Origin of the sequence: Aromatoleum aromaticum EbN1 (assembly GCF_000025965.1) — a bacterium.
Taxonomy (GTDB): domain Bacteria; phylum Pseudomonadota; class Gammaproteobacteria; order Burkholderiales; family Rhodocyclaceae; genus Aromatoleum; species Aromatoleum aromaticum.
Map to the genome: position 1 here is coordinate 3,684,300 of NC_006513.1, position 24,336 is coordinate 3,708,635.

General features: G+C 64.5%; 29 protein-coding genes. 14 read left to right on the top strand and 15 right to left on the bottom strand.

Annotated features, from left to right (window positions below; all coding sequences use genetic code 11):
• Nucleotides 1-186: 186 nt before the first annotated feature.
• Complete coding sequence (locus EBN1_RS17650) at nt 187-453, bottom strand: hypothetical protein (RefSeq protein ID WP_241762761.1); 267 nt, start codon at nt 451-453, stop codon at nt 187-189.
• Between the two features lie 301 nt (nt 454-754).
• On the opposite strand from EBN1_RS17650, the gene EBN1_RS17655 reads away from it, so the two are divergent.
• The 6 genes from EBN1_RS17655 to EBN1_RS17680 all read left to right on the top strand — a co-directional run bounded on the left by EBN1_RS17655 (nt 755) and on the right by EBN1_RS17680 (nt 5,379).
• Nucleotides 755-1,033, top strand: coding sequence for a DnaJ domain-containing protein (locus EBN1_RS17655; RefSeq protein WP_011239339.1), 279 nt, complete (start codon nt 755-757; stop codon nt 1,031-1,033).
• Complete coding sequence (locus EBN1_RS17660; RefSeq protein ID WP_041646557.1) at nt 1,030-1,539, top strand: hypothetical protein; 510 nt, start codon at nt 1,030-1,032, stop codon at nt 1,537-1,539. Before EBN1_RS17655 ends, EBN1_RS17660 begins: the two co-directional genes overlap by 4 nt.
• A gap of 11 nt (nt 1,540-1,550) precedes the next feature.
• On the top strand, nt 1,551-2,324 hold the full coding sequence (locus tag EBN1_RS17665) for a hypothetical protein (RefSeq protein WP_041646558.1): 774 nt from the start codon (nt 1,551-1,553) through the stop codon (nt 2,322-2,324).
• Between the two features lie 41 nt (nt 2,325-2,365).
• A complete protein-coding gene (locus tag EBN1_RS17670) occupies nt 2,366-3,592 on the top strand; it encodes a hypothetical protein (RefSeq protein WP_157866649.1) in 1,227 nt (408 codons plus the stop codon).
• 93 nt (nt 3,593-3,685) lie between these two features.
• Nucleotides 3,686-4,621 carry an ABC transporter ATP-binding protein gene (locus EBN1_RS17675; protein WP_011239343.1) on the top strand — a complete coding sequence of 312 codons (936 nt, stop codon included), beginning with the start codon at nt 3,686-3,688 and terminating at the stop codon, nt 4,619-4,621.
• A complete protein-coding gene (locus EBN1_RS17680) occupies nt 4,618-5,379 on the top strand; it encodes an ABC transporter permease (RefSeq protein WP_011239344.1) in 762 nt (253 codons plus the stop codon). The genes EBN1_RS17675 and EBN1_RS17680 overlap by 4 nt, the downstream gene beginning before the upstream one ends.
• 5 nt (nt 5,380-5,384) lie before the next feature.
• Here EBN1_RS17680 and glgP read toward each other — a convergent pair whose 3' ends face one another.
• The 8 genes from glgP to EBN1_RS17720 form a co-directional block, all read right to left on the bottom strand.
• Complete coding sequence (gene glgP / locus EBN1_RS17685) at nt 5,385-7,076, bottom strand: alpha-glucan family phosphorylase (protein WP_011239345.1); 1,692 nt, start codon at nt 7,074-7,076, stop codon at nt 5,385-5,387.
• A gap of 93 nt (nt 7,077-7,169) precedes the next feature.
• Nucleotides 7,170-8,627 (bottom strand): ATP-binding protein, encoded by a 1,458-nt coding sequence (locus tag EBN1_RS17690; RefSeq protein ID WP_011239346.1) that lies wholly within the window; start codon nt 8,625-8,627, stop codon nt 7,170-7,172.
• Nucleotides 8,627-9,286, bottom strand: coding sequence for a response regulator (locus tag EBN1_RS17695; RefSeq protein ID WP_011239347.1), 660 nt, complete (start codon nt 9,284-9,286; stop codon nt 8,627-8,629). Before EBN1_RS17695 ends, EBN1_RS17690 begins: the two co-directional genes overlap by 1 nt.
• Nucleotides 9,287-9,326: 40 nt before the next feature.
• Nucleotides 9,327-9,977 (bottom strand): tetratricopeptide repeat protein, encoded by a 651-nt coding sequence (locus EBN1_RS17700; protein WP_011239348.1) that lies wholly within the window; start codon nt 9,975-9,977, stop codon nt 9,327-9,329.
• A gap of 15 nt (nt 9,978-9,992) precedes the next feature.
• Nucleotides 9,993-10,784, bottom strand: a complete 792-nt coding sequence (locus EBN1_RS17705) for an SDR family oxidoreductase (protein ID WP_011239349.1) — start codon at nt 10,782-10,784, stop codon at nt 9,993-9,995.
• A gap of 10 nt (nt 10,785-10,794) precedes the next feature.
• The gene (locus tag EBN1_RS17710) at nt 10,795-11,448 is read right to left on the bottom strand and encodes an iron-containing redox enzyme family protein (RefSeq protein WP_011239350.1); all 654 of its coding nucleotides are present in this window, start codon (nt 11,446-11,448) and stop codon (nt 10,795-10,797) included.
• 11 nt (nt 11,449-11,459) lie between these two features.
• Nucleotides 11,460-12,902, bottom strand: a complete 1,443-nt coding sequence (locus EBN1_RS17715; RefSeq protein ID WP_041646559.1) for an AMP-binding protein — start codon at nt 12,900-12,902, stop codon at nt 11,460-11,462.
• 82 nt (nt 12,903-12,984) lie between these two features.
• Nucleotides 12,985-13,677 carry a thermostable hemolysin gene (locus tag EBN1_RS17720; protein WP_041646560.1) on the bottom strand — a complete coding sequence of 231 codons (693 nt, stop codon included), beginning with the start codon at nt 13,675-13,677 and terminating at the stop codon, nt 12,985-12,987.
• 230 nt (nt 13,678-13,907) lie between these two features.
• Between EBN1_RS17720 and EBN1_RS17725 the strand changes: the two genes are divergently transcribed.
• The 7 genes from EBN1_RS17725 to EBN1_RS17755 all read left to right on the top strand — a co-directional run bounded on the left by EBN1_RS17725 (nt 13,908) and on the right by EBN1_RS17755 (nt 19,715).
• On the top strand, nt 13,908-14,192 hold the full coding sequence (locus EBN1_RS17725) for a PepSY domain-containing protein (RefSeq protein WP_041646561.1): 285 nt from the start codon (nt 13,908-13,910) through the stop codon (nt 14,190-14,192).
• Between the two features lie 166 nt (nt 14,193-14,358).
• Nucleotides 14,359-14,967, top strand: coding sequence for a TetR/AcrR family transcriptional regulator (locus EBN1_RS17730; protein WP_011239354.1), 609 nt, complete (start codon nt 14,359-14,361; stop codon nt 14,965-14,967).
• A complete protein-coding gene (locus tag EBN1_RS17735) occupies nt 14,964-16,115 on the top strand; it encodes an efflux RND transporter periplasmic adaptor subunit (RefSeq protein WP_011239355.1) in 1,152 nt (383 codons plus the stop codon). Before EBN1_RS17730 ends, EBN1_RS17735 begins: the two co-directional genes overlap by 4 nt.
• Nucleotides 16,112-17,314: an ABC transporter permease gene (locus EBN1_RS17740; RefSeq protein ID WP_011239356.1), complete on the top strand. Its 1,203-nt coding sequence runs from the start codon at nt 16,112-16,114 to the stop codon at nt 17,312-17,314. Before EBN1_RS17735 ends, EBN1_RS17740 begins: the two co-directional genes overlap by 4 nt.
• Nucleotide 17,315: 1 nt before the next feature.
• On the top strand, nt 17,316-18,026 hold the full coding sequence (locus EBN1_RS17745; protein WP_011239357.1) for an ABC transporter ATP-binding protein: 711 nt from the start codon (nt 17,316-17,318) through the stop codon (nt 18,024-18,026).
• Nucleotides 18,027-18,180: 154 nt separating this feature from the next.
• Complete coding sequence (locus EBN1_RS17750; RefSeq protein ID WP_011239358.1) at nt 18,181-18,504, top strand: metal-sulfur cluster assembly factor; 324 nt, start codon at nt 18,181-18,183, stop codon at nt 18,502-18,504.
• 125 nt (nt 18,505-18,629) lie between these two features.
• Nucleotides 18,630-19,715: a hypothetical protein gene (locus tag EBN1_RS17755; RefSeq protein ID WP_041647607.1), complete on the top strand. Its 1,086-nt coding sequence runs from the start codon at nt 18,630-18,632 to the stop codon at nt 19,713-19,715.
• Nucleotides 19,716-19,804: 89 nt separating this feature from the next.
• Here the strand turns inward: EBN1_RS17755 and EBN1_RS17760 are convergent, their stop codons facing one another.
• Complete coding sequence (locus EBN1_RS17760; protein WP_011239360.1) at nt 19,805-20,566, bottom strand: DUF2189 domain-containing protein; 762 nt, start codon at nt 20,564-20,566, stop codon at nt 19,805-19,807.
• Between the two features lie 241 nt (nt 20,567-20,807).
• Between EBN1_RS17760 and EBN1_RS17765 the strand changes: the two genes are divergently transcribed.
• A complete protein-coding gene (locus tag EBN1_RS17765) occupies nt 20,808-21,290 on the top strand; it encodes a c-type cytochrome (protein WP_011239362.1) in 483 nt (160 codons plus the stop codon).
• Nucleotides 21,291-21,425: 135 nt separating this feature from the next.
• On the opposite strand, the gene EBN1_RS17770 is transcribed toward EBN1_RS17765, so the two are convergent.
• The 5 genes from EBN1_RS17770 to EBN1_RS17790 are packed head-to-tail and all read right to left on the bottom strand — an operon-like array spanning nt 21,426 to nt 24,336.
• Complete coding sequence (locus EBN1_RS17770; RefSeq protein ID WP_041646562.1) at nt 21,426-21,791, bottom strand: toxin-antitoxin system TumE family protein; 366 nt, start codon at nt 21,789-21,791, stop codon at nt 21,426-21,428.
• Entirely contained in the window at nt 21,788-22,060 is a 273-nt protein-coding gene (locus EBN1_RS17775; protein ID WP_011239364.1) for a hypothetical protein, read from the bottom strand. The genes EBN1_RS17770 and EBN1_RS17775 overlap by 4 nt, the downstream gene beginning before the upstream one ends.
• A gap of 2 nt (nt 22,061-22,062) precedes the next feature.
• A complete protein-coding gene (locus EBN1_RS17780) occupies nt 22,063-22,620 on the bottom strand; it encodes a nitrous oxide reductase accessory protein NosL (RefSeq protein WP_011239365.1) in 558 nt (185 codons plus the stop codon).
• Nucleotides 22,617-23,432 carry an ABC transporter permease gene (locus EBN1_RS17785; RefSeq protein ID WP_011239366.1) on the bottom strand — a complete coding sequence of 272 codons (816 nt, stop codon included), beginning with the start codon at nt 23,430-23,432 and terminating at the stop codon, nt 22,617-22,619. Before EBN1_RS17785 ends, EBN1_RS17780 begins: the two co-directional genes overlap by 4 nt.
• A gap of 4 nt (nt 23,433-23,436) precedes the next feature.
• Nucleotides 23,437-24,336, bottom strand: coding sequence for an ABC transporter ATP-binding protein (locus EBN1_RS17790; RefSeq protein WP_049780310.1), 900 nt, complete (start codon nt 24,334-24,336; stop codon nt 23,437-23,439).

The following is a 24,336-nucleotide window of genomic DNA, read 5'->3' on the forward strand; positions in this document are numbered from 1 at the left end:
GGGTCCGCCGATGACATCGGGGCGAGCAGGAACGAATCCGGCGCGTGGTCACTGAAGAGCTCTGTGACCGCCACCGCTTTTTGCCAGATTTGTGATTGCAGTTCGCCGTGGACTCGCTACAGGGCTTGTCGGTGCGGCGTATCGGATACGGAATGATCAGCCGGTTCGGCGCTGATTCAGTCTCTCTCAGTCTCTCGCCTGCCGGACGCCGTCCTGCTTCTCCGCCAGGCGAAAGCGCCTCAGGATGCTCTGGTAGGTACGGTGGCTCGCATGCGGGTCATAGCACTGGAAGACTTTCTCCTGTCGTGCGCGGACCGTTGGCGAAAGGGCATCGAGCAGGACCTGTCGTTCATGCTCGATGCACTGGCGCATCCGGTCGGTGACGAATGCGAAGGGAATAGGTTGATACAGGCCATCGTCCCGGCTCGAATGGAAACGCGGGACCGGGGGCACAAATTTCTCGGGGATAAGACGAATCATGGCTGTCTGGCAGGAAGTCTCGGTCTCGCCACCCTACGGGAGGAATATGACCTCCATATTAATAAAGCCGAGTGCCGCCCGTGTGCCAGGGGTGGCCCCCGGAGGCGATGACGTTTCGATAGCTCGCTGCCTGGCCGTTCCGGAATGGGTCAGGGGTCGTTCTTCGAGCGCCTCGTCCACACCGCAGGTGCCACGAAAGCTGACTCTCCGGCAAGGGTGCAATAGTTCGTTGTTATACTGACGACCATAAACCCGGCTGATTGATAATCATAAAATGAGAGACCCTTACGAAGTCCTTGATATTTCGCCTGTTGCATCTCTTGATGAAATCAAATCGGCCTACCGGAAGGCTGCCCGTCTGTATCATCCCGACAAAAACCCCTCGGCCGACGCGTCGGCGCGTTTTCGCGAAGTGCAGACGGCTTACGAGTTGCTGGGGGACGAGGCCAGGCGTCGCGAATACGATGCGCTGCGGCGTCGCAATCTGATCGACGATCCGCTGCAGGAAGCGGCCTCGCTGTGGAACGCATATATCGAGAAAGTGATTACATGACGTCGTTTTATTTCGAGGATCTTTCCGAACGCTACAACAGCGAGCTGGATGATCTGCGCACCGATTCGGAAAACAGGAACGTGCTCGCCAGGCGCCTGCAGGAAAAGCGCCAGTGCCTGAAGGATCTGTTGCCGATGATCGAGGAGGCGCCGGAAATGGTCGCGCCGGCACTGCACGGAGCCTATACGTTCAACGACCGCAGGATTCTTGACCGTGCCGCCAACGCCACTCCGGGGCTCGGCCGCTTTCCGCGCTGGGCGGAAGTGGAAAAGACCCTGGACATTGAACCCTGGGCGCGTCCGCTCATCGAAATGTGCCTGCGCAACGCCGACGGCGAAGCGTTCCTCACCACCACCGCGGTGCTCGAGTGGATGCTGACCGAAGACATCCGCAAGCCCGACTCGACTTTTCACGTCGAGGAAGAAGATGAAGACGATACCGAAGACCTTGGCGAGGCCGGCGAAAGCTGGATGGCCGAACAAGGCTTCGATACCCCTGACCGTTGAGCACTGAATCCATGACCCACCCTGTCGTCCTCCAGACTCAAGCCCTGATCCTCGCCGGCGAAATCGCCGAGGCGGAATCCCAACTGGTCGCCATCGCCGAAGCGGGCGGTGACCAGGCGCTGGTGAGCGTCCTCGATGAGATCGAACCGAAGGATCTGCTGGCGATCATGCGTGAGTTCGACTCCAGCAAGGAGTCGGTGGTCAACCTGGTCGTCAGTGCGGAACAGTTCGTCGACGCCATCCTGCTCGAACGCAAATATGGCGAACCGATCGAAAAATACGTGCCGCGCCTGCGCAACACGATGAACGCCGTGATGCACCGCACGCCGGCGTCCTGCGCCGAGATCCTCGAATGCCTCACCGAGCGCGATGAAGGCATTCGCCTGCTGGCCGACTACTTCACCGATTACCACGATCTGCTGCAGAACTTCGCCTTCCACGGCCGGTTCGAAGAAGACTTCGATCTCGAGAAGGCGATGGCGCCGAAACGGACGCACACTTTCGATGCGGAGCAGTTCGACGACATGGAGCAGGGACTCGAAGCCGGCGACTCGATGGAGCTCGCACGTCCGGCGATGTCGCGCTCCGAAGTGGCGGACGGCGACTGGATGGAAACAGCGTGGGTTCTTCGCCATGAGTTCCAGGATAGCTTCGAATTGCTGATCATCGAAATCCAGGATCGCAGTCGTCGTGAACTCGAAGCCGCCGCTGTACAGTCGCCGCTCCCGGCCGGGGAGCCGGGCGTGCCGAAGATTCCGGAAGACGAAGAAGAGTCCGCCATTTGACAGGGAAGCGCGAAGTCGTTGTGCTTCGCGCGCCAGACACGATGTCCAGCAATACCGATCTCGCAACCGTCGACACCCGCCCGTATTTCGAGCAGGTGCTCCGTTATGGCTCGAGCCAGCGCCTCATCGACAGTGAGCGCCTTGCTGCCATTCGGCGCGAAGGTGCGAAGGGAGTCGTCCAGCTGGCCAGCTTTTTCGGCACCGCCAACCTTCGGCCGGAACTCGAGGCCGCGCGCACTCGCCTGGTGACGCTCGTCAGCCTGGCGCTCGAGTCGGCATCGGGCGGAAAACTCGGGCCGGCTGCCGAGCTGCTGCGCCAGAAAAGCCTGCTTTCGCTGTCGAAGGCCGGGGCCGACGCGCTGCGTGCCCTGCTGCGCCTGCCGGAAGACTTGATCCTGGAACCCCCGCACGCCGTCCCCCAGGTGGAAAAGCAGATGCTGTCCTTATGGACGCTCGACGAGCCGATGACTCATGCCCGTTACCAGGAGGAACGAAACCGCCGCGAGAACCTCCTGGCCCAGCATGAGTTGAGCTATTGGCTGGCCGGAAAGCTGGGCGTGGGGCGCAAGGAACTCCAGATGAACGAGTCCTGCGAAGCGGTCATCAACAGTGCATTGCTGGTGCTCTTCGTCGAGAAAAAGCCAAAAAAGCTGTTCTCCGCCGGCCAGTTCATGGAACTCCATGCCTTGGCGTGCAGGAAAAGGAAGCATGACTTCCCGGCTCTGGACGAATGGAGCAAAGAGGCGCCGCCGGCACTCGCGGGCGCGCTTCGTGAAGCGCAGGAAAACTTCCTCGACAACATCCTCCCGGCGCTCAGGAGGTACCCCGCTGCGGATTTCATTCCCCGGGAGGACGTCGGTGCGCTGGCAAGCGTTTTCTTCTTCAACAACAGCGGCCTCGACGAACTGACCCATCACGACCAGGAGACGGAAGACACGTGGCGGAAGATCACGGGCGGCAAGGGGGAACACCCGGACGTGATGTGCACCGTCCTGCTGATGGTCGCCACGCGCCTGGAGCCCCGTCCTGCGCTGCGCAAGAAGGATGCGGTCAGCATTCTGGAAAATTTTCGCAGCGCCGGCTTCGACGAGGCGGCGGTCGCCGAATTCATCCATCGCGTCGTCCCGTTCCAGTACCAGTCGGATGTCCGGCACCTGTGGGCCGAAGACCTCGGCCCGGAAGCTCGCGTCGAGCTGAACGACGAGGACGAGGATCACGTCCTGGCTTACCTGCACGAGACGTGCAGGGCGACTTACAAGCTGCACTAGCCGGAATGGCTTGAGCCCGCGGGCTCCTGTCGGATCGACGCCCGCCCGCGGCACATCACCCTGGTACGACGCGGGTCTGCTATCGTCCCGCTCATGTCCGTCATCATCGATGTCGCCAATCTTTCCAAGACCTATGCCAGCGGCTTCCGGGCGCTGCGCGCGGTCAACCTCCAGATCCGGCAGGGCGAAATCTTCGCGCTGCTGGGGCCGAACGGGGCAGGCAAGACGACGCTGATCAGCATCATCTGCGGCATCGTGCGGCCGAGCGAAGGCAAAGTCACCGTGGCCGGGCACGACATCATCCGCGACTACCGCACGGCGCGTTCGCTGATCGGACTGGTGCCTCAGGAGTTGACGACCGACGCTTTCGAATCCGCGTGGACGACGGTGTCGCTGAGCCGCGGGCTGTTCGGAAAGGCGCCGAACCCGGCCCACCTCGAGAAGGTGTTGCGGGAGCTGTCGCTATGGGACAAGAAGGACAACAGGATCATCACCCTTTCGGGTGGCATGAAGCGGCGCCTCTTGATCGCGAAGGCGCTCTCGCACGAGCCGCAGATCCTGTTCCTCGACGAACCCACGGCCGGAGTGGATGTCGAGCTGCGCCGCGAGATGTGGGGGCTGGTGCGGCGCCTCAGAAGCAGCGGCGTGACGATCATCCTGACCACGCATTACATCGAGGAGGCCGAGGAAATGGCCGACCGGGTCGGCGTGATCAACAACGGTGAAATCATTGTCGTCGAGGACAAGGCCGAACTGATGCGCAAGCTCGGCAGGAAGCAGCTGACGCTGCAGCTTCGGCAACCGCTCGGGGAAATCCCGCCCGCGTTGCAGCGGCACCGGCTCGAACTCGCGAACCAGGGGAGCGAACTGATCTATACCTACGACTCGCGGGCCGCGCACGGCGAGGGCGACGGCATTGTCGCGCTGCTCGACGATCTCACCGCCGCCGGCATCGGCTTCAAGGATCTGCATACCACGCAAAGCTCGCTCGAGGACATTTTCGTCGGCCTGCTGAGGAGCGGCCGATGAACATTCACGCGATCCGCGCGATCTACCTGTTCGAAATGGCCCGCACGAAACGCACGCTGCTGCAGAGCATCGTCTCGCCGGTGATCTCCACGTCGCTCTATTTCGTCGTTTTCGGCGCTGCCATCGGCTCGCGCATTCCGCAGATCGATGGCATCGGCTACGGCAGCTTCATCGTGCCGGGCCTGGTCATGCTGTCGCTGTTGACACAAAGCCTGTCCAACGCATCCTTCGGCATCTACTTCCCCAAGTTCACCGGCACGATCTACGAGCTGCTGTCGGCGCCCGTATCCTATGTCGAAATCATACTGAGCTACGTCGGCGCGGCCGCGACGAAGTCGATCCTCCTCGGCGCGATCATCCTTGCGACGGCCGGACTGTTCGTGCCGCTGCGCATCGAGCATCCGTTCTGGATGATCCTGTTCCTGCTGCTCACCGCCGTGACCTTCAGCCTGCTTGGTTTCATCATCGGCATCTGGGCCGACAATTTCGAGAAGCTGCAGCTCGTGCCGCTGCTGATCATCACTCCGCTGACATTCCTGGGCGGCAGCTTCTATTCGCTCGACATGCTGCCGCCGTTCTGGCAGCAGGTCAGCCTTTTCAACCCCGTGGTGTACCTGATCAGCGGCTTTCGCTGGAGCTTTTACGGCATCGCGGATGTCGCGGTGGGCGTCAGCCTCGGCATGACGATGCTGTTCCTCGCGGTCTGCGTCGCGGTCGTCGCGTGGATCTTCAAGACCGGGTACCGCCTCAAGGCCTGAAGCGGCTAGCGCATGTAGGCCTCGGCTACGTAGCGGCGCATCATGCGGTGGCTGTTGAAATACGCGGCGTTCTTGCTGATCGCGCCCTTCATCACCGCGATCCAGCCGCTGCGCTCGTTGCCGTTGCCGCCGTATAGCGGCAGCACGACGTTCTCGAGCTTCTCGTACAGCGACTGGGCGTCGTCCTCGCTTGCTCCGCAATTGCCGACCGCCCAGCCGGTCACGCCCTCGATGCAGCCTTCGATCCACCAGCCGTCGAGCACGCTCAGGCTCGGCACCCCATTGAATGCCGCCTTCATGCCGCTCGTGCCCGACGCCTCGAGCGGGCACAGCGGGGTATTGAGCCAGACGTCGACGCCGGACACCAGCGTCAGCGCGGTGTCCAGGTCGTAGTTCGGCAGGAATGCGATCGGGATGACGTCGTGCAGCTCCCGCATATGCGCGTGCAGGGTTTGGATGAGGCGTTTGCCTTCGTCGTCGCGCGGGTGTGCCTTGCCGGCGAGGACGATCTGGAACGGCTGCCGGCGCGCGATCGCCTTCAGCCGGTCGAGGTCGGAGAACAGCAGGTCCGGGCGCTTGTACGCGGTCATGCGCCGCGCGAATCCGAGGATCGGCCAGTGCGGCTGCAGCGCGACGCCGCACGCCGCGCGCACCCGCTCGATCAGCCGCTCTTTCGCCTGTTGGTGGACATCCTGGATCGCCGCGTCGGCAATTTGGTCGGCGCGGGCGAGCAGTTCCGGCTCGCAGCGCCACCCCGGAAGATGCGCGTCATAGAGCTTGGCGAAACCCGAGCTTGTCCAGCTCGGATGCACGCCGTTCGTGATCGAGCGGACGTGATAACCCGGGAACATCAGCCGCGACACTTCGGCATGGCGCTTGGCGACGCCGTTGACATATTCGCTGAGGTTCAGCGCGAGGTGGGTCATGTTCAGGCGATCGGCTCCGGCGAGGGACTGGAGCGTCGCGATGTCGATGAAATCCCCCAGCACGCGCTGCACGAGTTCGTACGAAAACTGGTCGTGGCCGGCCTCGACCGGCGTGTGCGTCGTGAAATTGCACAGCGTGCGCACCCGCGGGATGTCGTAGCACTGTTCGCCGGCGCGCAGGTTTTCAGCGGCGTATGCATGACGGCGCAGCAGCTCCAGCGTCAGCAACGCCGAATGCCCCTCGTTCATGTGGTACTGGCGCACCCGGTAGCCGAGCGCGCGCAGCATCCGCGTGCCGCCAATGCCCAGCACGATTTCCTGCTTGAACCGGTAGGCGGCATCGCCGCCGTACAGGTAATGCGTCAGTTCGCGGTCTGCGCCGAGGTTTTCTGGCAGGTCGGTGTCGAGCAGGATGACCGGTTGCCTTCCGCCCATGTGTCCTACCAGCACGTAGAGCCAGCCGCCGACCCACACGTCGCGGCCCTCGATCGGCACCGTGACTTTCGCCTCAAGCGGCGTCGCGTGTTGGGCGGGGTCCCATGGATCGGCAAGTTCGACCTGCCGGCCGCCCTCGTCGAACTGCTGGCGAAAGTAGCCTTTGCGGCTCACGAGGCTGACGGCGACGAGCGGCAGTTCGAGGTCGGCAGCGGCGCGGATCGTGTCGCCGGCGAGCACCCCGAGGCCGCCGCTGTACGTGGAGATGTCGTTGCGCAAGGCGATCTCCATCGAGAAGTACGCGATGCGCGACCGGTCGATGAAGGATTCGTGCATCGTGCGTCTCCGTGGGTGGCGCCAGGTGAAGGACCGGCTTGCCGAGTGACTATCCGGCGTGCACGCGCCCCACACCGGCAATATCGATCGGCTTCATTCTAAGCCTGGGCGGTCGCGGTGGCGGTGGCGGGGCAGGTCGACGCGGACATCGAGGCCACCGAGCTCCGCATCGCCCAGCGTGATCATGCCGCCATGCAGTTCGACGACGCGCTGCACGATCGACAGGCCGAGCCCGGCGCCGGTGCCGGTTTCGCCACGCAGGAAACGCTCGAAGAGTCTGGCTTTCATTGCGTCGGGCACGCCCGGGCCGCTGTCCTCGACATGCAGCGTCAGGCTTTGCGGCGCTGCCTGCAGAGTGACGCGCAGGCGGCCGTGCTCGGGAGTGTACTGGATCGCGTTGCCGACGAGGTTCTGCAGCAGCACGGCGAAGCTCGTGCGGTCGGCTTCGGCGCGGTAATTACCCGTTTCGTCGGCAACGAGAGTCAGTTCCTGCCCGCGTTCGAGCGCCAAGGGGATGATTTCAGCCAGTTCGTTGCGGATGAAGAGGTGCAGGTCGAGCGTCTCGACGCCCAGATCGATCGTGCCGGGTTCCAGACGCGCCAGCGTCAGCAGTTGTGCGACGAGGCGGGTGGAGCGGTCCACGCCGTGCACGAGCTGGTGCAGGGATTCGGCGCGATCGGCCGGATCGGGGGCGTCGAGCGCGTTCTGTGCGTGAATGCGCAGCACGGCCAGCGGCGTGCGCAGCTCGTGCGCAGCGTCGGCGAGGAAGCGTTTTTCCCGTTCCAGCAGCGCATGGAGCTGCTGCAGCAGACGGTTCAACGCGGCGACCATCGGCTCGAGTTCCCGCGGCAGCCGGCCGATGACGAGCGGCGCGAGATCGTCGGGGTTGCGGGCCTTGATCAGTGCTGCCATCTGCTTGAGCGGGCGCAGGCTCCAGCCGATCGCGACCCACATCAGGACGGCGAGCAGCGGCAGCCCGACCACGTCCGGCAGCAGGGTGCGCAACGCGATCTTGCCGACCAGCTCGCCGCGCACATCCTCGCGTTCACCAACGACGATCCAGGACGCGTCGCGTACGTCGTGCAACACGAACACGCGCCAGCGATGAACGTCGATCGGCACGTTGTGGTAGCCGTCGAGCCGGCTTGCCATCACCGGAGGCAGCGCACCGTGCGGCGAGAAGTCTACGGCGAGGGTGGAGACGAGACCGGCGAACAGGTCGGCCGGCGCGCTTGCCGACTGCAGCACGATGCGGGCGCGGTCGTCGAGCACCTGGAACGCCAGCTTGCTTTCGTATGGATGGCCGGGTCGCTTCGCCTCGCGGGCGCTGGAAGCCTGGTTCAGCGTCTGTTGCAGGGATTCGCGTGCCGCCGGCGTCATGTCGCGCTCGACCATGCCTTCGAGCAACCGCGCGGTCTGGGCCAGCTGGGCATCGAACAGTTCCTCGATTTCGTGCTGCGCGTCGGAGTGGCTTTTCCACGAAAGCGTCGCCATCGATATCGCGAGCAGCCCCAGCACGAGGACCAGCGTGCGTGTGCGGATCGAGCCCATCAGCCCTTGTCGACGAGATAGCCGACGCCGCGCACGGTACGGATCAGTTCGGGGAAGAATTTCTTCCGCAGGTGATGGATGTGCACCTCGAGCGCGTTGCTCTCGGCTTCCTCGCCCCAGCCGTAGAGCACCTGCTGCAGCTTGTCGCGCGTCAGCACGCGGCCGGGTTGCGCGATCAGTTCGTGGAGCAGGATGAATTCCTTGCGCTGCAGGCTTACGGTCTGGCCGTTCCACGTCACCAACTGGCTGGCGGGGTCGAGCGTGATGCCGCGATATTCGAGCGCCGGCTGCGGACGATTGAAGCTGCGTCGCAGCAGCGCCCGCAGCCTGGCCTTGAGCTCGGCGACGTCGAAAGGCTTGACGAGATAGTCGTCTGCGCCGGCATCGAGCCCGGCGATGCGATCGGCGATGGTGTCGCGCGCGGTCAGCACCAGCACTGGTGTCGGATTCTCGGCGGCCCGCAACTGGCGCAGCACTTCGAGCCCGTCGAGCCGGGGCAGGCCGAGATCCAGCACTGCCAGCCCGAAACTCTCGTGGGTCAGGGCGTGCAGCGCGCTGCTGCCGTCCCGCACCCAGTCGACCGTGTAGCCTTCGGGCTTGAGCGACGTGAGAATCCCTTCGCCGAGGCTCGCATCGTCTTCCACCAGCAGAACCCGCATCGAGTGTTTTTTCCCTTCCTGTTCGTGTCGGCGTGCCGAATTACTGGAGTTCGGCCTCGACCTTGCTCAGTAGCGTACGGATCTCGGCCCGCCGTCCTTCATCGGCCAGCTTCCGCCCCGGGCGGTCCGGCGCCGCCTGCGCGCGTACCAGCGCTTCCCGCGCCTGAGCATAACGCTTCTGGCGGAACAGGTAATCCCCGTAGAAATAATTCGGGTCGATGCCGTTCGGGTTGATCTCGAGCGCTTTTTGCAGCAGCGCTTCGGCCCGTTTCTTGTCGCCGAAACCGATCGGCCAGCCGGGCACCTGGTAGTACAGCGAACCGAGACTGGTATAGGCCGACCCGTTGAGTGCCTGCGGATCGATCGCGACGGCCGCTTCGAGGTTCGACCGGGCTTCTTTGACCAGGCCCAGCGCACCGAGCCCGCCTTTGGCTCCCGCCCAGGTGCTCAGGATGATGCCGCGCCAGATCAGCAGCTCGGCCGCGTCCGGCTCCGTTTTCACCGCTTGGTCCGCTGCCTGGGCGAGCTTCTCGAAGGCGGCTTCGCGCTCGTCCTGCGGCAGCCGGTAGTTGATTTCGGCCCAGCGCGACTGCAGCTCGACGAGGTGCTGGCGGGCTTCGTCGCTGAGGGCGAAGGCTGGCAGACTGCACAGGCAGGCGAAGGCCAGGACGAGATTGCGCAGGATGTGCATCGATGTTTTCTCCATTCAGGTTCGTGTGCGGGCAAAACGCTTGATGACGGGCAGCTGCTTGCGCAGTGCCTGGTCCACCCGGCGCGGCAGCAGGTTGTTCAGGCGCACGAAGAGCTTTTCGGGCCAGCCGAGAAAAAGCTCCTCGCGCTCGTCGCGCAGCGCCTTGACGACGGCCGAGGCGACGACTGAAGCGTCGTCCATCGTGACGCCGAGTTCGGCGTTCATCGCGACGATCTCGGTGCTGTTCATCGGCGTGCGCGTGGCGCGCGGCGCGATGTACAGCACCTTGACGCGGGTGTCGGCGAGTTCGCGGCGCAGCGCTTCCGAGAATCCGCGCAATGCAAACTTGCTCGCGCAGTACACACTGAAGCCGGGATAACCGATCGAGCCGAAAGTCGAGCCGAGATTGAGCACGAGTGATTTTTCGCGCTGGCACAGCTCCCGCAGCAGGCGGTGCGTGAGTTGTAGCGTGCTGGTGACATTGAGCCCGATCAGCTCGGCGATCGCTTCTTCGTCGTGGTGTTCGAGAAGGCTGAAGCGGTTCGTCCCGGCGGCGTTGATGAGGCAGTTCATGCCGCCAAAGCGCCGCACTGCGGCCTGCACTGCATCGCGTCCGGCAGTCGTCCGGATATCGGCCTGGACGAGCTCGACCTGGCCGGGAAAGCGCCGGGACAACGCGTCGAGCGGTTCCGGGCGGCGCCCGGCCACAAGCAGGTGGGCGCCCTGGCGGCACAATTCGTCCGCCACTGCCTGCCCGATCCCGCCGCTCGCCCCGGTGATCAGGACGCGGCAATCTTCGATCTTCATCGCCGTCTCCTCACGCTGCTGCCGGCAGGCTGCGGAACATGTCACCGTACAGACGATAGACGACGCGCGCGGTGTGCACCACGGCAGCCTTGTCGGCCGCATCGTCGAGGCGGTTCATCAGGTTCTTGAACAGCTCGATGTGCTCGAGGTCCAGGCTGCCATGCGAGTTGAGGTAACTGAACGCCTGCGTCGGCAGGCCGAGCCGGTCCTGGATGATGCCGGCAGCGCGGGTCGCGAGCGCGACGCTGGTGCCTTCGAGCACAATCACCATGCCGAAGAAGCTCACCGGGTTGTCGCGGGCGATTCGGTCGTAAACGTAGGCGACCATCAGCTCGGTGGGCAGGTTCGGGGTTGCGCAGCGCACTGCGTCGGCGTCGCCGCCGCAGGCGCGGATATCGTCGAGAATCCATTTTTCATGGCCGTTTTCCTCCTCGATGTATTCGGCGACCGCCGAGCGTAGCCATTCCAGCCGCTCGGGCAGCCGGGCGCCGCACGCCATCAGCAGCGGCACCGTGTGCTTGACGTGGTGGTAGGCCTGGCCGAGGAAAGCGACGTAGCTTTCGAGCTTCACGTCGCCGCTCATCGCCTGACGGATGATCGGCGCGCTCAACAGATAGTCGCGCTCGCTGGCAGTCTGTTCGAGCAGGGATTCGTAGAACGACATCAAGTGTCTCCTCAGAGGGTTGCGGCGGTGATGCGCCGGTCGATGGCTCCCCGGTAGCGGTCCAGCAGCGCGGCACGCCGCAGCCGGCCGTTCGGGGTCGCGAGGCCGTTGGCCGCGCTGAAAGGTTCGTCGGCTCGCAGCCAGTGATGCACGCGGGCGTAATCGGGCAGTTCGCGGTTTACGGTCGCCACCGCAGCGGCCAGCATGTCGTCGGAAAGCCCGGGCCCGCGCGGCACCAGCACCGCGACGTTGGCGGGCAGGGCTTCGCCGTGCAGCCACGCCTGCGCGATCGGCAGCTGCTGCACGAGCTCGGCTTCGACCCATTCCGGATTCACGTTGCGCCCGTAGGCGGTGACGAACTGATGTTTGCTGCGCCCGTGCAGCACGAGAAAATCGTCTTCGAAATGACCGAGGTCGCCGCTGTCGAGCCAGTCGTCTGCGGCCCCGGCTTCTCCGAGGTACCCGAGCATCCGAGCGCCGCGAACCAGGACTTCGCCGCCGGGCCCAATGCGCACGTCGGCATGCGGCAGCGGCCGGCCGACCGTGCCGATGCGCCGCTGCTCCGGGGTATTGAGGCAGACCACCGAGGCGCATTCGGACAAGCCGTAGCCTTCGAACACCGGCAGGCCGAGCGCGTCGGCGCGCTGCAGCAGCCCGGGCGAGACGCGCCCGCCGCCGACGGCGATGAAGCGCAGCGACGCCGGCAGCGCTGCGCCCCGCTCAACTGCGGCGACGAGCATCAGCAACAGCTGCGGCAACAGGATCAGGCTGTTTGGCTGGCTGCGCTGCAGCACGGCAAGAAAACGCTGGACATCGAAGCCGGTGGCGCCGGAGAGGCCGATGTCGGCCATCGGTATCAGGTCGACCGCCGCGCCTGAAAGCAGCGGTGTGTAGAGGCCGGCAATGTTCTCCAGCAGCGTCGCGAGCGGCAGCACGCACAGGTGGCGCTCGATTGCGCACGAGCGGCTTGCCTGCCACAGGCTGCCTGCAACTGCCATCTGCGCCGCGGCGTCGAGGCAGACGCCTTTGGGCTGTCCGGTGCTGCCGGACGTGTAGGTGATCTTGACGGTGCCGGCGGGCAGCGTCAGGGGGTGATCGACATGTCGCTGTGCGATCCCGCCTTCGGTCACGCCGAAGCCGGCGGGGCGGAAACAGGTGCTGTCGTCGATGATCAGCGTGTCGACGCCCGCGCTGTCGAGCACGTGCGCCTGCTGCGCGGCCGAGAAGAAACCCGGCAGCGGCACGCACACGAGCCCCGCCTGCAGCGCGGCAAGATCCCAGAGCGCCCAGTCGATGCCATTGTCGAGCGCGATCGCGACGCGGCGGCAACCGGCGCTGCGCAGGCGCTCGGCGCGCAGCGCGACTTCGTGCAGCGCCTCGCGATAGCTCAAACGAAGGTCGCCTTGTTGCAGCGCGAGGCGTTCGCCCTGCGCCCGCATCGCCGCGAACAGCATTTCAGTAGCGCCGGGCCGCCCCAAGCGTACTGACGCCCCCGCGGGGGGCAGCGAACGCAGTGAGCGTGGGGGTTGTTTCATTTCAGGCGACGGCAGCATCGTGAGTTCCCGTGTCATGGAAAATCCTCTGGTGGCCGAGGCGGTGATAGACACCCTTGCTCGTCAGGCGCTCGTGGCCCCTGCGAAGGTCGCCGGCCATCAACTTCGGGTGGGTCGCGTAGTAGCTGCCCCAGTCGGCAACTTCGTCGCCCATGCGCTGCGGATCGGCATCCCCCAGCGACAGCGGGGACAGGTGCAGGCGACGGACGCTGTTCAGAACCTCGGCGGTGCCGGTGAACACCACCCAGTCGAAACCGTGCGCGACCAGCAGATCGGCGAGGGCGACGATCAGCAGCCGGGCGTGTCCCGCGCCGCGGGCGGCGAGGTTGCCGACTTCGACGATGCGTTCTCGGGCCGGACGAAGGCCGGACAGGCGAGCGATCTCGGTCTCGATCGGACGATCGAGATAACGCTCGAGGAACAGTTTGTCATCGGCGGCGCTGCGCACGCCGACGACCCCGTGCAGCTGTCCGGCATCGTCCTCGAGCTGGAGCAGGGTCGGCATGAAGTGACGCACTTGGGCGCCATAACGAGCGGCGAAACGTTCGCGGATGAACGCTTGCGCGGCGGTGCAGGGACCTTCCGGCTCCCGTCCGTCGACGGCGCGCAGCGTCAGCGACGGAGCGCAACCGATTCGCGCTATCGCCTTGTAACAGCAGCCGTTCCGAGAGTTCATTTGAGCATCGCAGTCCAAGATTCCAAGCTCATTGTTGCCGTGCTGTCTTAAGTGAGCCTTAAGCGGACACCCTGCGGCGCTCCGAGGGAAACGATGACAAGGGACAAGGGAAGGGCATCTGGCGTACAGCGGTATTCCCGCCCCGGTGCGTTCAGCTTCGATTCATGTGTGTTTGCGCAGAATGCGTTCCATGCCAGCTCGGCATGAAAAGACACCGAAGGAGAACAGCCATGAAAACCAGCCATCTCATCGTCGCCGTGACCACCCTGCTGATCGGCACCGCCGCCATCGCCGGACCGACCTGTACCGACGCCCCGGAAACGAGCTGGATGCCGCAGACGACGATGCTGCGAAAGCTCGTCGACGCCGGCTACACGCTCGAGAAGTTCAAGGTCACGAAAGGCAACTGCTATGAGTTGTACGGCACCGACAAGGACGGCAACAAGGTCGAGATCTATCACAACCCTGTCGACGGCAGCATCGTCGAATCGAAGGTGAAGGCGAAGCGGGCTTGATGCGCTTGGCGTGGCCCCCGCCACGCCGGCAGCAGGTCATGTTGATAATCGCGCGGATTTTGTTCGCTTGTCGCGACCCGGACTCGACGACCGCGCGCTCCCTTGCATGTTGCGTTCCCTCGGACTAGGATAGTAATCGATTACTAACTTTATCCAGGGGACGCGCATGAGCCTCCATGGCAAGCATCTTCCTGCCGACGAACGGCGGGCCGTGACAGTCGAAGCCGTGGTCGAGCTGGCAGGGTCGCAAAACCCGAGCGAAATCACGACTTCGGCGATTGCGAAGCACATGAACCTGACGCAGGGGGCATTGTTTCGGCATTTTCCGACGAAGGACGCGATCTGGCAGGCGGTCATGGAATGGGTCGCCGAACGTCTCCTGGCGCGGATCGACCGTGCGGCGCACGGGATCGAGTCGCCGCTGGCGGCGATGCAGGCGATGTTCATGAGCCATGTCGAGTTCGTCGCCGAGCATCCCGGCGTGCCGCGGATGATGTTCGGCGAGCTTCAGCGCGCCGAATCGACGCCGGCCAAGCGCATGGTGCAGACCTTGATCCAGCGTTGCGGTGAGCGCCTGCACCGGCTCATCGAGAACGGCAAGGCGTGCGGAGAGCTGTCGGCGACGCTCGACAGCGAGGCCGCGGTCACCCTGTTCATCGGCACGATCCAGGGCCTCGTCATGCAGTCGCTGCTGGCCGGCGATGTGGCCCGCATCCGTCGGGAAGCGCCGAGGGTGTTCGCGATCTACCGGCGCGGAATCGGGGTTGCGCAATGAGACGGCTGCCTCTACAGGGGCGCACCCTGGCCCTCGTGGCGGTGATCGTTCCGCTGCTCGCACTGTTCATCTACGTCGCGCTGCGCTCGGGCCCGTTGGCGCCGGTGTCCGTGACGCTCGCAAGCGTCGAGACCCGGCCGGTCACGCCGGCGCTGTTCGGCATCGGCACGGTGCAGACGCGTTACACGTACCGCATCGGTCCCACTTTTGCCGGACGCGTGAAACGGCTCGATGTCCACGTCGGTGACCGCGTGAAGGCCGGCCAGGTGCTCGGCGAGATGGATCCGGTGGATCTCGATCAGCGTATCCGGGCGCAGGGGGCGGCGCTCAAGCGGGCCGAGGCGGCGCTGCGCGAAGCGGCAGCGCGCCAGAATTTCGCCCGAAGCCAGGCACGCCGCTACGAGCAGCTCTTCGCCGTACGCACGATCAGCGAGGAGCTCGCGACAACGAAACACCAGGAACTGCAGATCGCCGACGCCGCGTTGTCTGGCGCCCGGGAAGAGCTGCTCCGGGCCCGTTCCGACGGTGAAGCCCTGGTCGCGCAGCGCAACAACCTGCGCCTGGTCGCGCCGGTCGACGGCTTGGTCGCAGTTCGCGACGTCGATCCCGGCACGACGATCGTCGCAGGGCAGCCGGTCGTCGAAGTGATCGCGCCCGAAAGCCTGTGGATCAACACCCGCTTCGACCAGATCAGCGCGTCCGGGCTGGCCGCCGGACTTCCGGCGCGCGTCGTGCTGCGCTCGCGCAACGGCCAGGCGTTGACGGGCCGCGTGCTGAGGGTCGAGCCGATGGCGGACGCGGTGACCGAGGAGACCTTGGCGAAAGTCGCGTTCGATTCGCGGCCGGAGCCGCTGCCGCCGATCGGCGAACTCGCCGAGGTGACGGTCGCGCTGCCGGCGCTCCCCGCCGCGCCGGTGATTCCGAACGCCGCGGTTCGCCGCGAAGCAGGGCAGGTCGGCGTGTGGAAAATTGTCGACGGCGATGCACGCTTCACACCGGTGAAGCTCGGTGCCGGGGACCTCGACGGCCACGTGCAGGTGCTCGAGGGAGTCCGGGACGGCGAGCAGGTCGTCGTGTATAGCGAAAAGGCGCTCACGGCGGGCAGCCGGATCCATGTCGTCGACGACATCCCCGGAGTGCCGCGATGATCAGCCTCGCCGGCCGCGACATCCTTCATGCGTGGGGAAAATTCGTTTTTACCGGCATCGGCCTGGGGTTGCTGATCGGCGTGACGCTGACGATGGCCGGCGTGTACCGCGGCATGGTCGACGACGGCAGGGCGCTGCTCGACAACAGCGGTGCCGACCTGTGGGTCGTGCAAAAGGACACGCTGGGCCCTTACGCGGAATCGTCCAGCGTCAATGACGATGTGTACCGCAGCCTCCTCGCGATGCCCGGAATCGCGCAGGCGGTCAACGTCACGTATCTGACGATGCAGGTTCGCAGCAAAGACCGGGACGTACGAGCGATGGTGGTCGGCATCGCGCCCGGCCAACCCGGGATTCCCGGCTGGCCACCTTATCTCGTCGCCGGCCGCCAGATCACGCGCGGGCACTACGAGGCCGTCGCCGACATTGCGAGCGGTTTCAGGCTCGGCGACCGCCTCGCGATCCGTCGCAATCATTACGTCGTGGTGGGGTTGACCCGGCGCATGGTGTCGTCGAGCGGCGACCCGATGGTGTTCATCCCGCTCAAGGACGCCCAGGAAGCGCAGTTCCTCAAGGACAATGACGCGATCTGGCAAAGTCGCCGACGCACCGGCGCGAACCCGGTCTTCAACCGTCCCGCCGTGCCGGACCTGCTGGACGCGGTGATCGCCTCGCAAAGCACCAACGCTTTCGTCAATGCGGTCCTCGTGACGCTCGAACCCGGTCATGCTCCCGAGGAAGTCGCCCGGTCCGTCGGCCGTTGGAAGCGCCTGACGGCCTATACGCGCCCGCAGATGGAAGACATCCTCGTCGGCAAGCTGATCGCGACCTCCGCGCGGCAGATCGGCATGTTCCTCGTCATCCTCGCCGTCGTCAGCGCTGTCATCGTCGCCTTCATCATCTACACGCTGACGATGGACAAGATCCGCGAGATCGCGGTGCTGAAGCTGATCGGCACACGCAACCGCACGATCGCCGCGATGATCATGCAGCAGGCGCTGGCGCTGGGCCTGATCGGATTCGTCGTCGGCAAGATCACCGCCACGTTCGCGGCACCGCTGTTTCCCAAATACGTGCTGCTCGTCCCGTTCGACTCGATCGCGGGCTTTTTCGCCGTGCTCGCGATCTGTGTGCTGGCGAGCGTCGTCGCGATCCGCATGGCGCTCAGAATCGATCCGGCCGAAGCGATCGGAGGGTGACGTGAGCAGCAAGGGTATCCGTATCGAAGGCCTGAAAAAGCGCTATGGCGGGGGCGACACTGCCGTCCATGCGCTGAAGGACGTGGCGATGGACGTGGCGCCGGGAGAGGTCGTGGGTCTCATCGGACCGTCGGGCTCGGGCAAAAGCACGCTGCTGAAGTGCCTCGGCGCGGTAATCGATCCGACTGCCGGTCGCATGACGCTGGGCGATGAAGTGATTTACGACGATGGCTGGAAAGTGCGCGACCTGCGCGCCCTGCGGCGGGACAGGATCGGTTTCGTCTTCCAGGCGCCTTACCTGATCCCGTTTCTCGATGTCACCGACAACGTGGCGCTGTTGCCGATGCTGGCGGGCGTGCCAAACGCCGAGGCCCGCGCGCAGGCGCTCGAACTGCTCACGGCACTGGATGTGCAGCACCGTGCAGGCGCGATGCCATCGCAACTTTCCGGGGGCGAGCAGCAGCGGGTCGCAATCGCCCGCGGACTCGTCAACCGCCCGCCGGTGATCCTGGCCGATGAGCCGACGGCACCGCTCGACAGTGAGCGAGCGATGGCCGTCATCCGCATCCTCAACGACATGGCGCGCAAGTTCGAGACGGCCGTCATCGTCGTCACCCACGATGAAAAAATCATCCCCACGTTCAAACGGATCTATCACATCCGCGACGGCGTGACCCATGAGGAAGCGGGTGAGGGCAGGGGATTCGATTGAGCGAACGGCCCGCCGGCCTGCACCAGGCCATTGGCGGGTGTGCAAGCCGAGGAAGGGCTGCCGGGTTCCGTCGGCTCCGGGAGTGGCGCGCCGGCTGGCGCCGCGCCTTGAAACATGCGCTAATGGTGCACCTTGAAATGTTGGCGTGATTACGATGACAGCTCCTGCGTCTCTTCCCGATGTCGAATCCGTGCGCACACTGTTGCGCCGTGTCATCGATCCTGAAGTCGGGGTCAATATCGTCGATCTCGGGCTCGTCTACCGCATCGACGTGTCGGCCGAAGAAGTCCTCATCGAGATGACAATGACTTCGCCTGCCTGCCCGATGGGAGACATGATCATGGACGATATCGATGCCGTTCTCGATGCCGCGTTGCCAGAAAACCTGCGGGTGGTCGTAAAAATGGTGTGGGACCCGCCGTGGAATCCGGGAATGATGAATGCGGAAGCACGCGAGCATTTCGGCTGGGAAAAGTGAGCATTTCCCGAAGGATTGTGTAGTAGAGATCTTGCAGGCGGAAGGCGAAGCGCAGGCTTGCCTTCCCGGCCCGGCATGCCGGCGTGCTCCCGGCATCGCCCGAAAAAATAACCAGGTTCCCGATGATGCAGGATTTACGCCCGCCCGCGCGTCTTCCATTACTCGTGCTCGGAATGCTTTCGCTGGTCGGAGGCGTCCTGGCGGGGCTGTCGCGGCTGGCGCTCGACATGCCGGTTTTTGCCGCGACCCAGGCCGGCCTGCACGGCGCACTGATGATCGCCGCGTTTTTCGGTACGGTGATCAGCCTCGAGCGCGCGGTCGCTCTGGCAAGAATGTGGGCCTACCTCGCACCGGCGTGTGCCGGCGCGGGCGGATTGGCCCTTCTCGCCGGAGCGCCCACGCTGCTTGCGCAGGTGTTTTTCGTTGCGGCTGCGTTGATACTCGTCCTCGGCAGCGTTCAGGTGATGCGGCGCCAGACGGTGTTGTTTACCGTGGTGCTGGCGGTGGGAGCGCTGTGCTGGCTGGTCGGCAATCTGGCGTGGCTGATCGAAAACAATGTTCAGGCCGCAGTGCCGTGGTGGCTGGGATTCCTGGTGCTGACGATCGCCGGCGAACGCCTGGAACTGACACGTTTCCTGCCGTCGCGGCCTGCGGCGGCTCCGCTTTTCAGCGTCGCAGTCGCAGTCGTGCTGGGGGGAGCCGCGACGTCGTTGTGGCGCGAGGAGACCGGTCTGGCGATCTTTGCCGGCGGACTGCTTTTTCTGGCCGCGTGGTTGCTGCGCTACGACATCGCGCGTCACAATGCCCGCCAGAAGGGGCTCACACGCTTCATCGCGATCTGTCTGCTGTCGGGTTATGCGTGGCTCGCAGTGGGAGCCCTGTTGGGACTGGGGAACAGCTTCGCGCCAGGTGCTGCGATGCGCGACGCCGCACTCCATGCGATCACACTCGGGTTCGTGTTTGCCATGGTGTTCGGCCACGCACCGATCATTTTCCCCGCGATTGCGAGAGTGAAGCTTCCGTACCACCCGGTGTTTTACCTGCCGCTCGCCGCGCTGCACGTATCGCTCGCGACCCGCATCATCGGAAGCGCGGGAGAGTGGTACGCGCTGCGGCAACTGGGGGCGGTGCTGAATGGCGTCGCGTTGCTGCTGTTCATCGTGACGATGGTCACGAGCGTGCTTCGCGGACGAAAGCGGGGCAGAGTGTAAGGCTCCAGGCCCGGTGGGGAGGTGAGGGGCGAAGTTTCAGGGCCCCTCCGGGGCGGCCTCCAGCCGCGGAGAATCGAACGGTGGGCCGATCAGGGGGGCGTCGGCGTCCCCGTTGGGAAGACCTTGCGATAGATCGACTCGCTGGCGTAAGCCATCACGGGAAGAGTTACCGGCAGGAGCAGGGGGATCACGATTGACAGCATGATTGTCGCTGCGAGGATTAACCCCCACAGCATGTTCGTAAAAAAGCTGTGGAAAACCGCGCGTACGCTCGCATTGACCGCAACGACGAGGCCCGCACGGCGCTCGATCAACAGTGGTACCGCGTACGCGGTGACGAAAAACACGATCAGCGCGAAAAATCCTCCCGCAATCGATACCCCAAGATGAAACCGCAGCACGGCACCCGACAGCGGAAGCAGCAGACTCCAGTCGGAGTTGCTGTCACCGACCATGAAACTATAGAGGATGCCGGCGTCGGTCATCCAGATCGCGAACACGAAACCGCAGACCAGCATCAAGCCCCAGAGATCCCGCGGGGTATTCACAAAGCCGGCGGCGACGTCTCGAATCCCGGGCTTGCGGCCCCTGCGGCACACTCTTGAAATCGCAAAAAATCCGGCGAGCAGGCCTGGTGCGATGAGCATGAATCCGCCGATAAGCGGTAGTCCCATAGGGCCGAACCCGAGACTCACCAGCGCGCCCAGCAGACCGACGCCCGCAAGCATGAAAGTTCCGGCGTACACCACGCTGATCAGCGGTGCCGACAGGAATACGCGCAAACCTTCGCTCACGGCTGTGGCGATTTGCACGGGCCGGATATGCTGTGGTTGCGGGCGGGTAACGTTCATCCGGAAGGCTCACAACGATTCAGGATCAATTTTGCTCCGACGCGCCTTTTCACTCCACGATACACATCAATTGCGCGAACGGATGGGAAAAGTTGTAGGGTCACGAGGCCCCGAGTCGAGTGCCTGAGTAGAATTTTCCGACTTGATTTACATCAACTTGGGGGGCATACGTACACGATAGGATCCGTAGTTTTCATTCGGGGTAATGCAAATACTCATCCCCATATAACAGGAGATCATAATGAAAAAATCTGCAGTGATTATTGCGGCATCGCTCGCCGCCCTTTTGTCTGCTTGCGGAGAGAAGGAAAGCGACGTTCCTGCAGCTCCCGCGACGACTCCCGCCCCGGCAGCCCCCGAGGCCCCGGCGACCCCGCCCGCGTCGGAAGCTCCGGCAGCCCCTGCAGCACCGGCCACTTCCGAAGCGCCCGCAGCAGCGCCGACCGCCCCGGCTGCACCGGCCGCGTCCGCAGCAGACGGAGCCAAGGTCTTTAACAAGACGTGTTCGCTGTGCCATGCAGCAGGTGTCGCCGGCGCACCGAAGCCGGGCGACAAGGCCGACTGGGGCCCACGTATCGCCCAAGGCAAGGACATCCTTTACAAGCACGCGCTCGAAGGGTTCACCGGTTCGAAAGGCATGATGCCCCCGCGTGGTGGTGGTGCTTCGCTGACCGACGAGGAAGTCAAGGCGGCCGTCGATTACATGGTTGGAAAGTCGAGCTGATTTCGACGGCGACTGACGGTCGTCGCCTCCTCGGGGGCGACCGGCAGCAAATGAGGGGCGATCCAATCGCCCCTTTTTTTTTGGGGTGGAGCTGCAGCCGCGGCGTACGTTCGCTCCCGCAGTCGCTCGCACCGGTCAGGCTTCGCTCTCGATCCCCAGCATCGGATTGTCGAGCAGCGCATGAATCAACTGCGCAACGTTGTCGGCGGGAGTCTGGTCGGGACGGGTCACCGGATCGGCATGCGCCCGGCCGTCGGCATCGTGAAGGTGGTTCGGAAAAGTTGCCAGATCGCGGTGCAGCGGGGCGGTGTCGATCCCGGCTTCGGCGTCGCCCTGTGTCCAGCGCAGTGAATAGGCGTCGGGCGCAGCGTAACGGACGGTCAGCGTGACGCCGTTTTCGAGCGTCGCGATCAATGCGTCCTGTTTCTGCTCGATGGGCACTGCAAGGCGTTCTCCGAAGCGCTTTTCGATGGTTGCCGCAAGTTCGATGTGCAGGCTCATTTGCGACCGATCTCCTTCAGGCATTCGGCGAGCATCGCGCGTACGGTCTCTCGCGTGTCGGAGAGGATGCGCGCACTGAGGTAGTGTTCGTAGGCGGGGTGTTCGGGAACGGCGCTGGTGTAGATCTGCTCGAGCAGTGCGATTTCGTCCGCCACGCCGTAGCTTTTCAGGATCGCGTCGCGGTTCTCGCGCAGTTCGTAGATCAGGCGCGAGAGCTGTTCGAGCTGGATCGCATCTTCAGGTTCGAAGTCGTTGTAGAAATTGGCCATGGTCACATACCTTGATCATGGAGCACGCCGCCGTCCAGTACTGCCATGGCAGGCGTGACGTCGGCAAATGCGACGACCTTGCCGCCATGCTCCGTGGCGAATTTCTGCGCGTCCCCTTCGAGGGCGAACGAAGCGATCGTCGGCCCCATCGAGCCGTGCCGCGAACTGCCGTGGACGTACCAGGCGGCTTTCGCGTCGATCCAGTTGTCGCGCGGTTCGGCCCAGTCGGCTTTGCCCATGTCCTGGACAAACAGGGTGCGCACCTGCCTCACCTGCTCGGGCTTGAAGTAGATCGCGAACATTTCGACGGTGTCACAGAAGAAATCGGGTTCGGCGCGGTCGGCGTAGTGAATCTGCGCTTTCGGGCCCGGGTAGTCGGCGAGCAGCATGCCGTCGAGCGTGCAGGAGGTGCTGCGGTCGATCTCGACCGGGACGAGCGCGGCAGGCCCGTCGGTTTTTCCGCACGCGGCGAGCAGCGTCGCGGCGAAACAGACAACGAGCAGGTGGCGTACGAGCGAGCTGCGTAGCGGATTGGCGGAGGGGCGTCTTTGCGCGTTCATTTGCGAAATCTCCAGGTGGCGACAGCGAGCGGTGTCACGATCCATGCCAGCATCACCAAGCCGAGCAGCCAGGGCTCTGCGAGCGTGCGGGGGAAAACGGTGGCGAGCCCGTACAGCGTGCGGACGTCGTCGAGCGTGAAGATGTTGAGGATGCGGAACACGTCGGCGGGGTTGAGCAGCAGCAGGTAGGGAAAAATCTGGCCGCCGTAGCTGCCCCCAGTGACGACCAGCGCGCCGAGCAGCAGCAGGTCGAACACCAGCACGAAAAAGAACCAGGCCGCGATCGCCAGGCCGGAAGCACGCGTACGGTCGGCAGCGAACACCGACAGCATCACCGCGATGCTCAGGAAAGCCATTCCGAGCAGCACCGAGCTCGCCATGAAGCCGAAGTAGTGGAACAGCGCTGGGAGGTCCAGTTGCGCCGCGAGCACGACGGCGACGAGGCCGAAGCCGGCAATCGTCGAGAAAGCGAGCGCCGCCGCGAGGCCGAGATATTTGCCGAGCAACAGCTCGAAGCGGGTGATCGGCATCGACAGCAGCAGGTCGAGCGAACCGCGCTCGCGCTCGCCGACGATCGCATCGAAGCCGAGCACCAGCGCGATCAGCGGGATCAGGTAGATCACGAGGCTCACGAGGCTCGCAATCGTCACGCCGATCGAACGAAACCCGACCGCGCCCTGCTGCGCACCGCCGAAATATGCGATCACCAGCGCGAACACCGTGAACACGAGCGCCACCGCGAGCACCCAGCGATTGCGGATGCGGTCCCAGAATTCCTTGCCGGCGATCGTGCCGATCTGTCGCAATTCCATATGATCAATCCGAAAAACCGAAGAACACGTCCTCGAGCGACGGTTCGTGGACGTGAAGGTCGAGCACCTTGTCGCCGAGCGACGCGAGCGCCTGCAGCACGAGCATCTTTGCGTCGCGCCGGCATTGCACTGCGACGTGATCGTCGCGGGCTTCGACCGCGGTGACCGGCAGATGGCCCAACACCGTGCGGACGCATTCGAAATCGGCACGCGGCAGCCGCACCTGGAACCACAGCGGCAGATCCATCTTCTCGCGCAGCGTCTGCACCGTACCGATTGCCTGCACCTTGCCGGCCGCCATGATCGCCAGCCGATCGACCCGCTCCTGAATCTCGGCGAGGATGTGCGAAGTCAGGATCATCGTCACGCCGTCTGCCTTGAGGCCGCGCAGGATCAGGTAGAACTCACGGATCGCTTCGGGATCGAGGCCGTTGGTCGGCTCGTCGAGGAACAGGAGCTGCGGGCGGCCGAGCAGGGCCTGCGCGAAGCCGAGCCGCTGACGCATTCCTTTCGAGTATTCCCGGACGCGCCGCCCGGCCGCATGCGTGAGGCCGACGCGCTCGAGGACCGGGGCGCACTCGTTCGCCGGCACGCGCTTGAGGCGGGCGAAGAACCGCAGCGTCTCGATGCCGGTGAGGTTGTCGTAGAGCACGACGTTTTCCGGCAGATAGCCGATCCTGCGCCGCACGGCGCGAAAGCCACCGCCGCTCACCGGCGCACCGTCGATGCGGATGTCGCCCGATGTCATCGGGACCAGTCCGAGCATCATCTTGAACAGCGTGCTCTTGCCCGCGCCATTGTGACCGATCAGCCCGAACAGCTCGCCGCGGCCGACGTCGAGGTCGACGCCGTCCACAGCATGAATGGCACCGTAATGCCTGGTCGCGCCGCGCACGGCGACCAT

Excerpts from the sequence above, each read along its gene's own strand:
- EBN1_RS17655 (WP_011239339.1), top strand. The coding sequence starts at position 755 with ATGAGAGACCCTTACGAAGTCCTTGATATTTCGCCTGTTGCATCTCTT.
- EBN1_RS17660 (WP_041646557.1), top strand. The coding sequence starts at position 1,030 with ATGACGTCGTTTTATTTCGAGGATCTTTCCGAACGCTACAACAGCGAG.
- EBN1_RS17665 (WP_041646558.1), top strand. The coding sequence starts at position 1,551 with ATGACCCACCCTGTCGTCCTCCAGACTCAAGCCCTGATCCTCGCCGGC.
- EBN1_RS17670 (WP_157866649.1), top strand. The coding sequence starts at position 2,366 with ATGTCCAGCAATACCGATCTCGCAACCGTCGACACCCGCCCGTATTTC.
- EBN1_RS17675 (WP_011239343.1), top strand. The coding sequence starts at position 3,686 with ATGTCCGTCATCATCGATGTCGCCAATCTTTCCAAGACCTATGCCAGC.
- EBN1_RS17680 (WP_011239344.1), top strand. The coding sequence starts at position 4,618 with ATGAACATTCACGCGATCCGCGCGATCTACCTGTTCGAAATGGCCCGC.
- glgP (WP_011239345.1), bottom strand. The coding sequence starts at position 7,076 with ATGCACGAATCCTTCATCGACCGGTCGCGCATCGCGTACTTCTCGATG.
- EBN1_RS17690 (WP_011239346.1), bottom strand. The coding sequence starts at position 8,627 with ATGGGCTCGATCCGCACACGCACGCTGGTCCTCGTGCTGGGGCTGCTC.
- EBN1_RS17695 (WP_011239347.1), bottom strand. The coding sequence starts at position 9,286 with ATGCGGGTTCTGCTGGTGGAAGACGATGCGAGCCTCGGCGAAGGGATT.
- EBN1_RS17700 (WP_011239348.1), bottom strand. The coding sequence starts at position 9,977 with ATGCACATCCTGCGCAATCTCGTCCTGGCCTTCGCCTGCCTGTGCAGT.
- EBN1_RS17705 (WP_011239349.1), bottom strand. The coding sequence starts at position 10,784 with ATGAAGATCGAAGATTGCCGCGTCCTGATCACCGGGGCGAGCGGCGGG.
- EBN1_RS17710 (WP_011239350.1), bottom strand. The coding sequence starts at position 11,448 with ATGTCGTTCTACGAATCCCTGCTCGAACAGACTGCCAGCGAGCGCGAC.
- EBN1_RS17715 (WP_041646559.1), bottom strand. The coding sequence starts at position 12,902 with ATGCTGTTCGCGGCGATGCGGGCGCAGGGCGAACGCCTCGCGCTGCAA.
- EBN1_RS17720 (WP_041646560.1), bottom strand. The coding sequence starts at position 13,677 with ATGAACTCTCGGAACGGCTGCTGTTACAAGGCGATAGCGCGAATCGGT.
- EBN1_RS17725 (WP_041646561.1), top strand. The coding sequence starts at position 13,908 with ATGAAAACCAGCCATCTCATCGTCGCCGTGACCACCCTGCTGATCGGC.
- EBN1_RS17730 (WP_011239354.1), top strand. The coding sequence starts at position 14,359 with ATGAGCCTCCATGGCAAGCATCTTCCTGCCGACGAACGGCGGGCCGTG.
- EBN1_RS17735 (WP_011239355.1), top strand. The coding sequence starts at position 14,964 with ATGAGACGGCTGCCTCTACAGGGGCGCACCCTGGCCCTCGTGGCGGTG.
- EBN1_RS17740 (WP_011239356.1), top strand. The coding sequence starts at position 16,112 with ATGATCAGCCTCGCCGGCCGCGACATCCTTCATGCGTGGGGAAAATTC.
- EBN1_RS17750 (WP_011239358.1), top strand. The coding sequence starts at position 18,181 with ATGACAGCTCCTGCGTCTCTTCCCGATGTCGAATCCGTGCGCACACTG.
- EBN1_RS17755 (WP_041647607.1), top strand. The coding sequence starts at position 18,630 with ATGCAGGATTTACGCCCGCCCGCGCGTCTTCCATTACTCGTGCTCGGA.
- EBN1_RS17760 (WP_011239360.1), bottom strand. The coding sequence starts at position 20,566 with ATGAACGTTACCCGCCCGCAACCACAGCATATCCGGCCCGTGCAAATC.
- EBN1_RS17765 (WP_011239362.1), top strand. The coding sequence starts at position 20,808 with ATGAAAAAATCTGCAGTGATTATTGCGGCATCGCTCGCCGCCCTTTTG.
- EBN1_RS17770 (WP_041646562.1), bottom strand. The coding sequence starts at position 21,791 with ATGAGCCTGCACATCGAACTTGCGGCAACCATCGAAAAGCGCTTCGGA.
- EBN1_RS17775 (WP_011239364.1), bottom strand. The coding sequence starts at position 22,060 with ATGGCCAATTTCTACAACGACTTCGAACCTGAAGATGCGATCCAGCTC.
- EBN1_RS17780 (WP_011239365.1), bottom strand. The coding sequence starts at position 22,620 with ATGAACGCGCAAAGACGCCCCTCCGCCAATCCGCTACGCAGCTCGCTC.
- EBN1_RS17785 (WP_011239366.1), bottom strand. The coding sequence starts at position 23,432 with ATGGAATTGCGACAGATCGGCACGATCGCCGGCAAGGAATTCTGGGAC.
- EBN1_RS17790 (WP_049780310.1), bottom strand. The coding sequence starts at position 24,336 with ATGGTCGCCGTGCGCGGCGCGACCAGGCATTACGGTGCCATTCATGCT.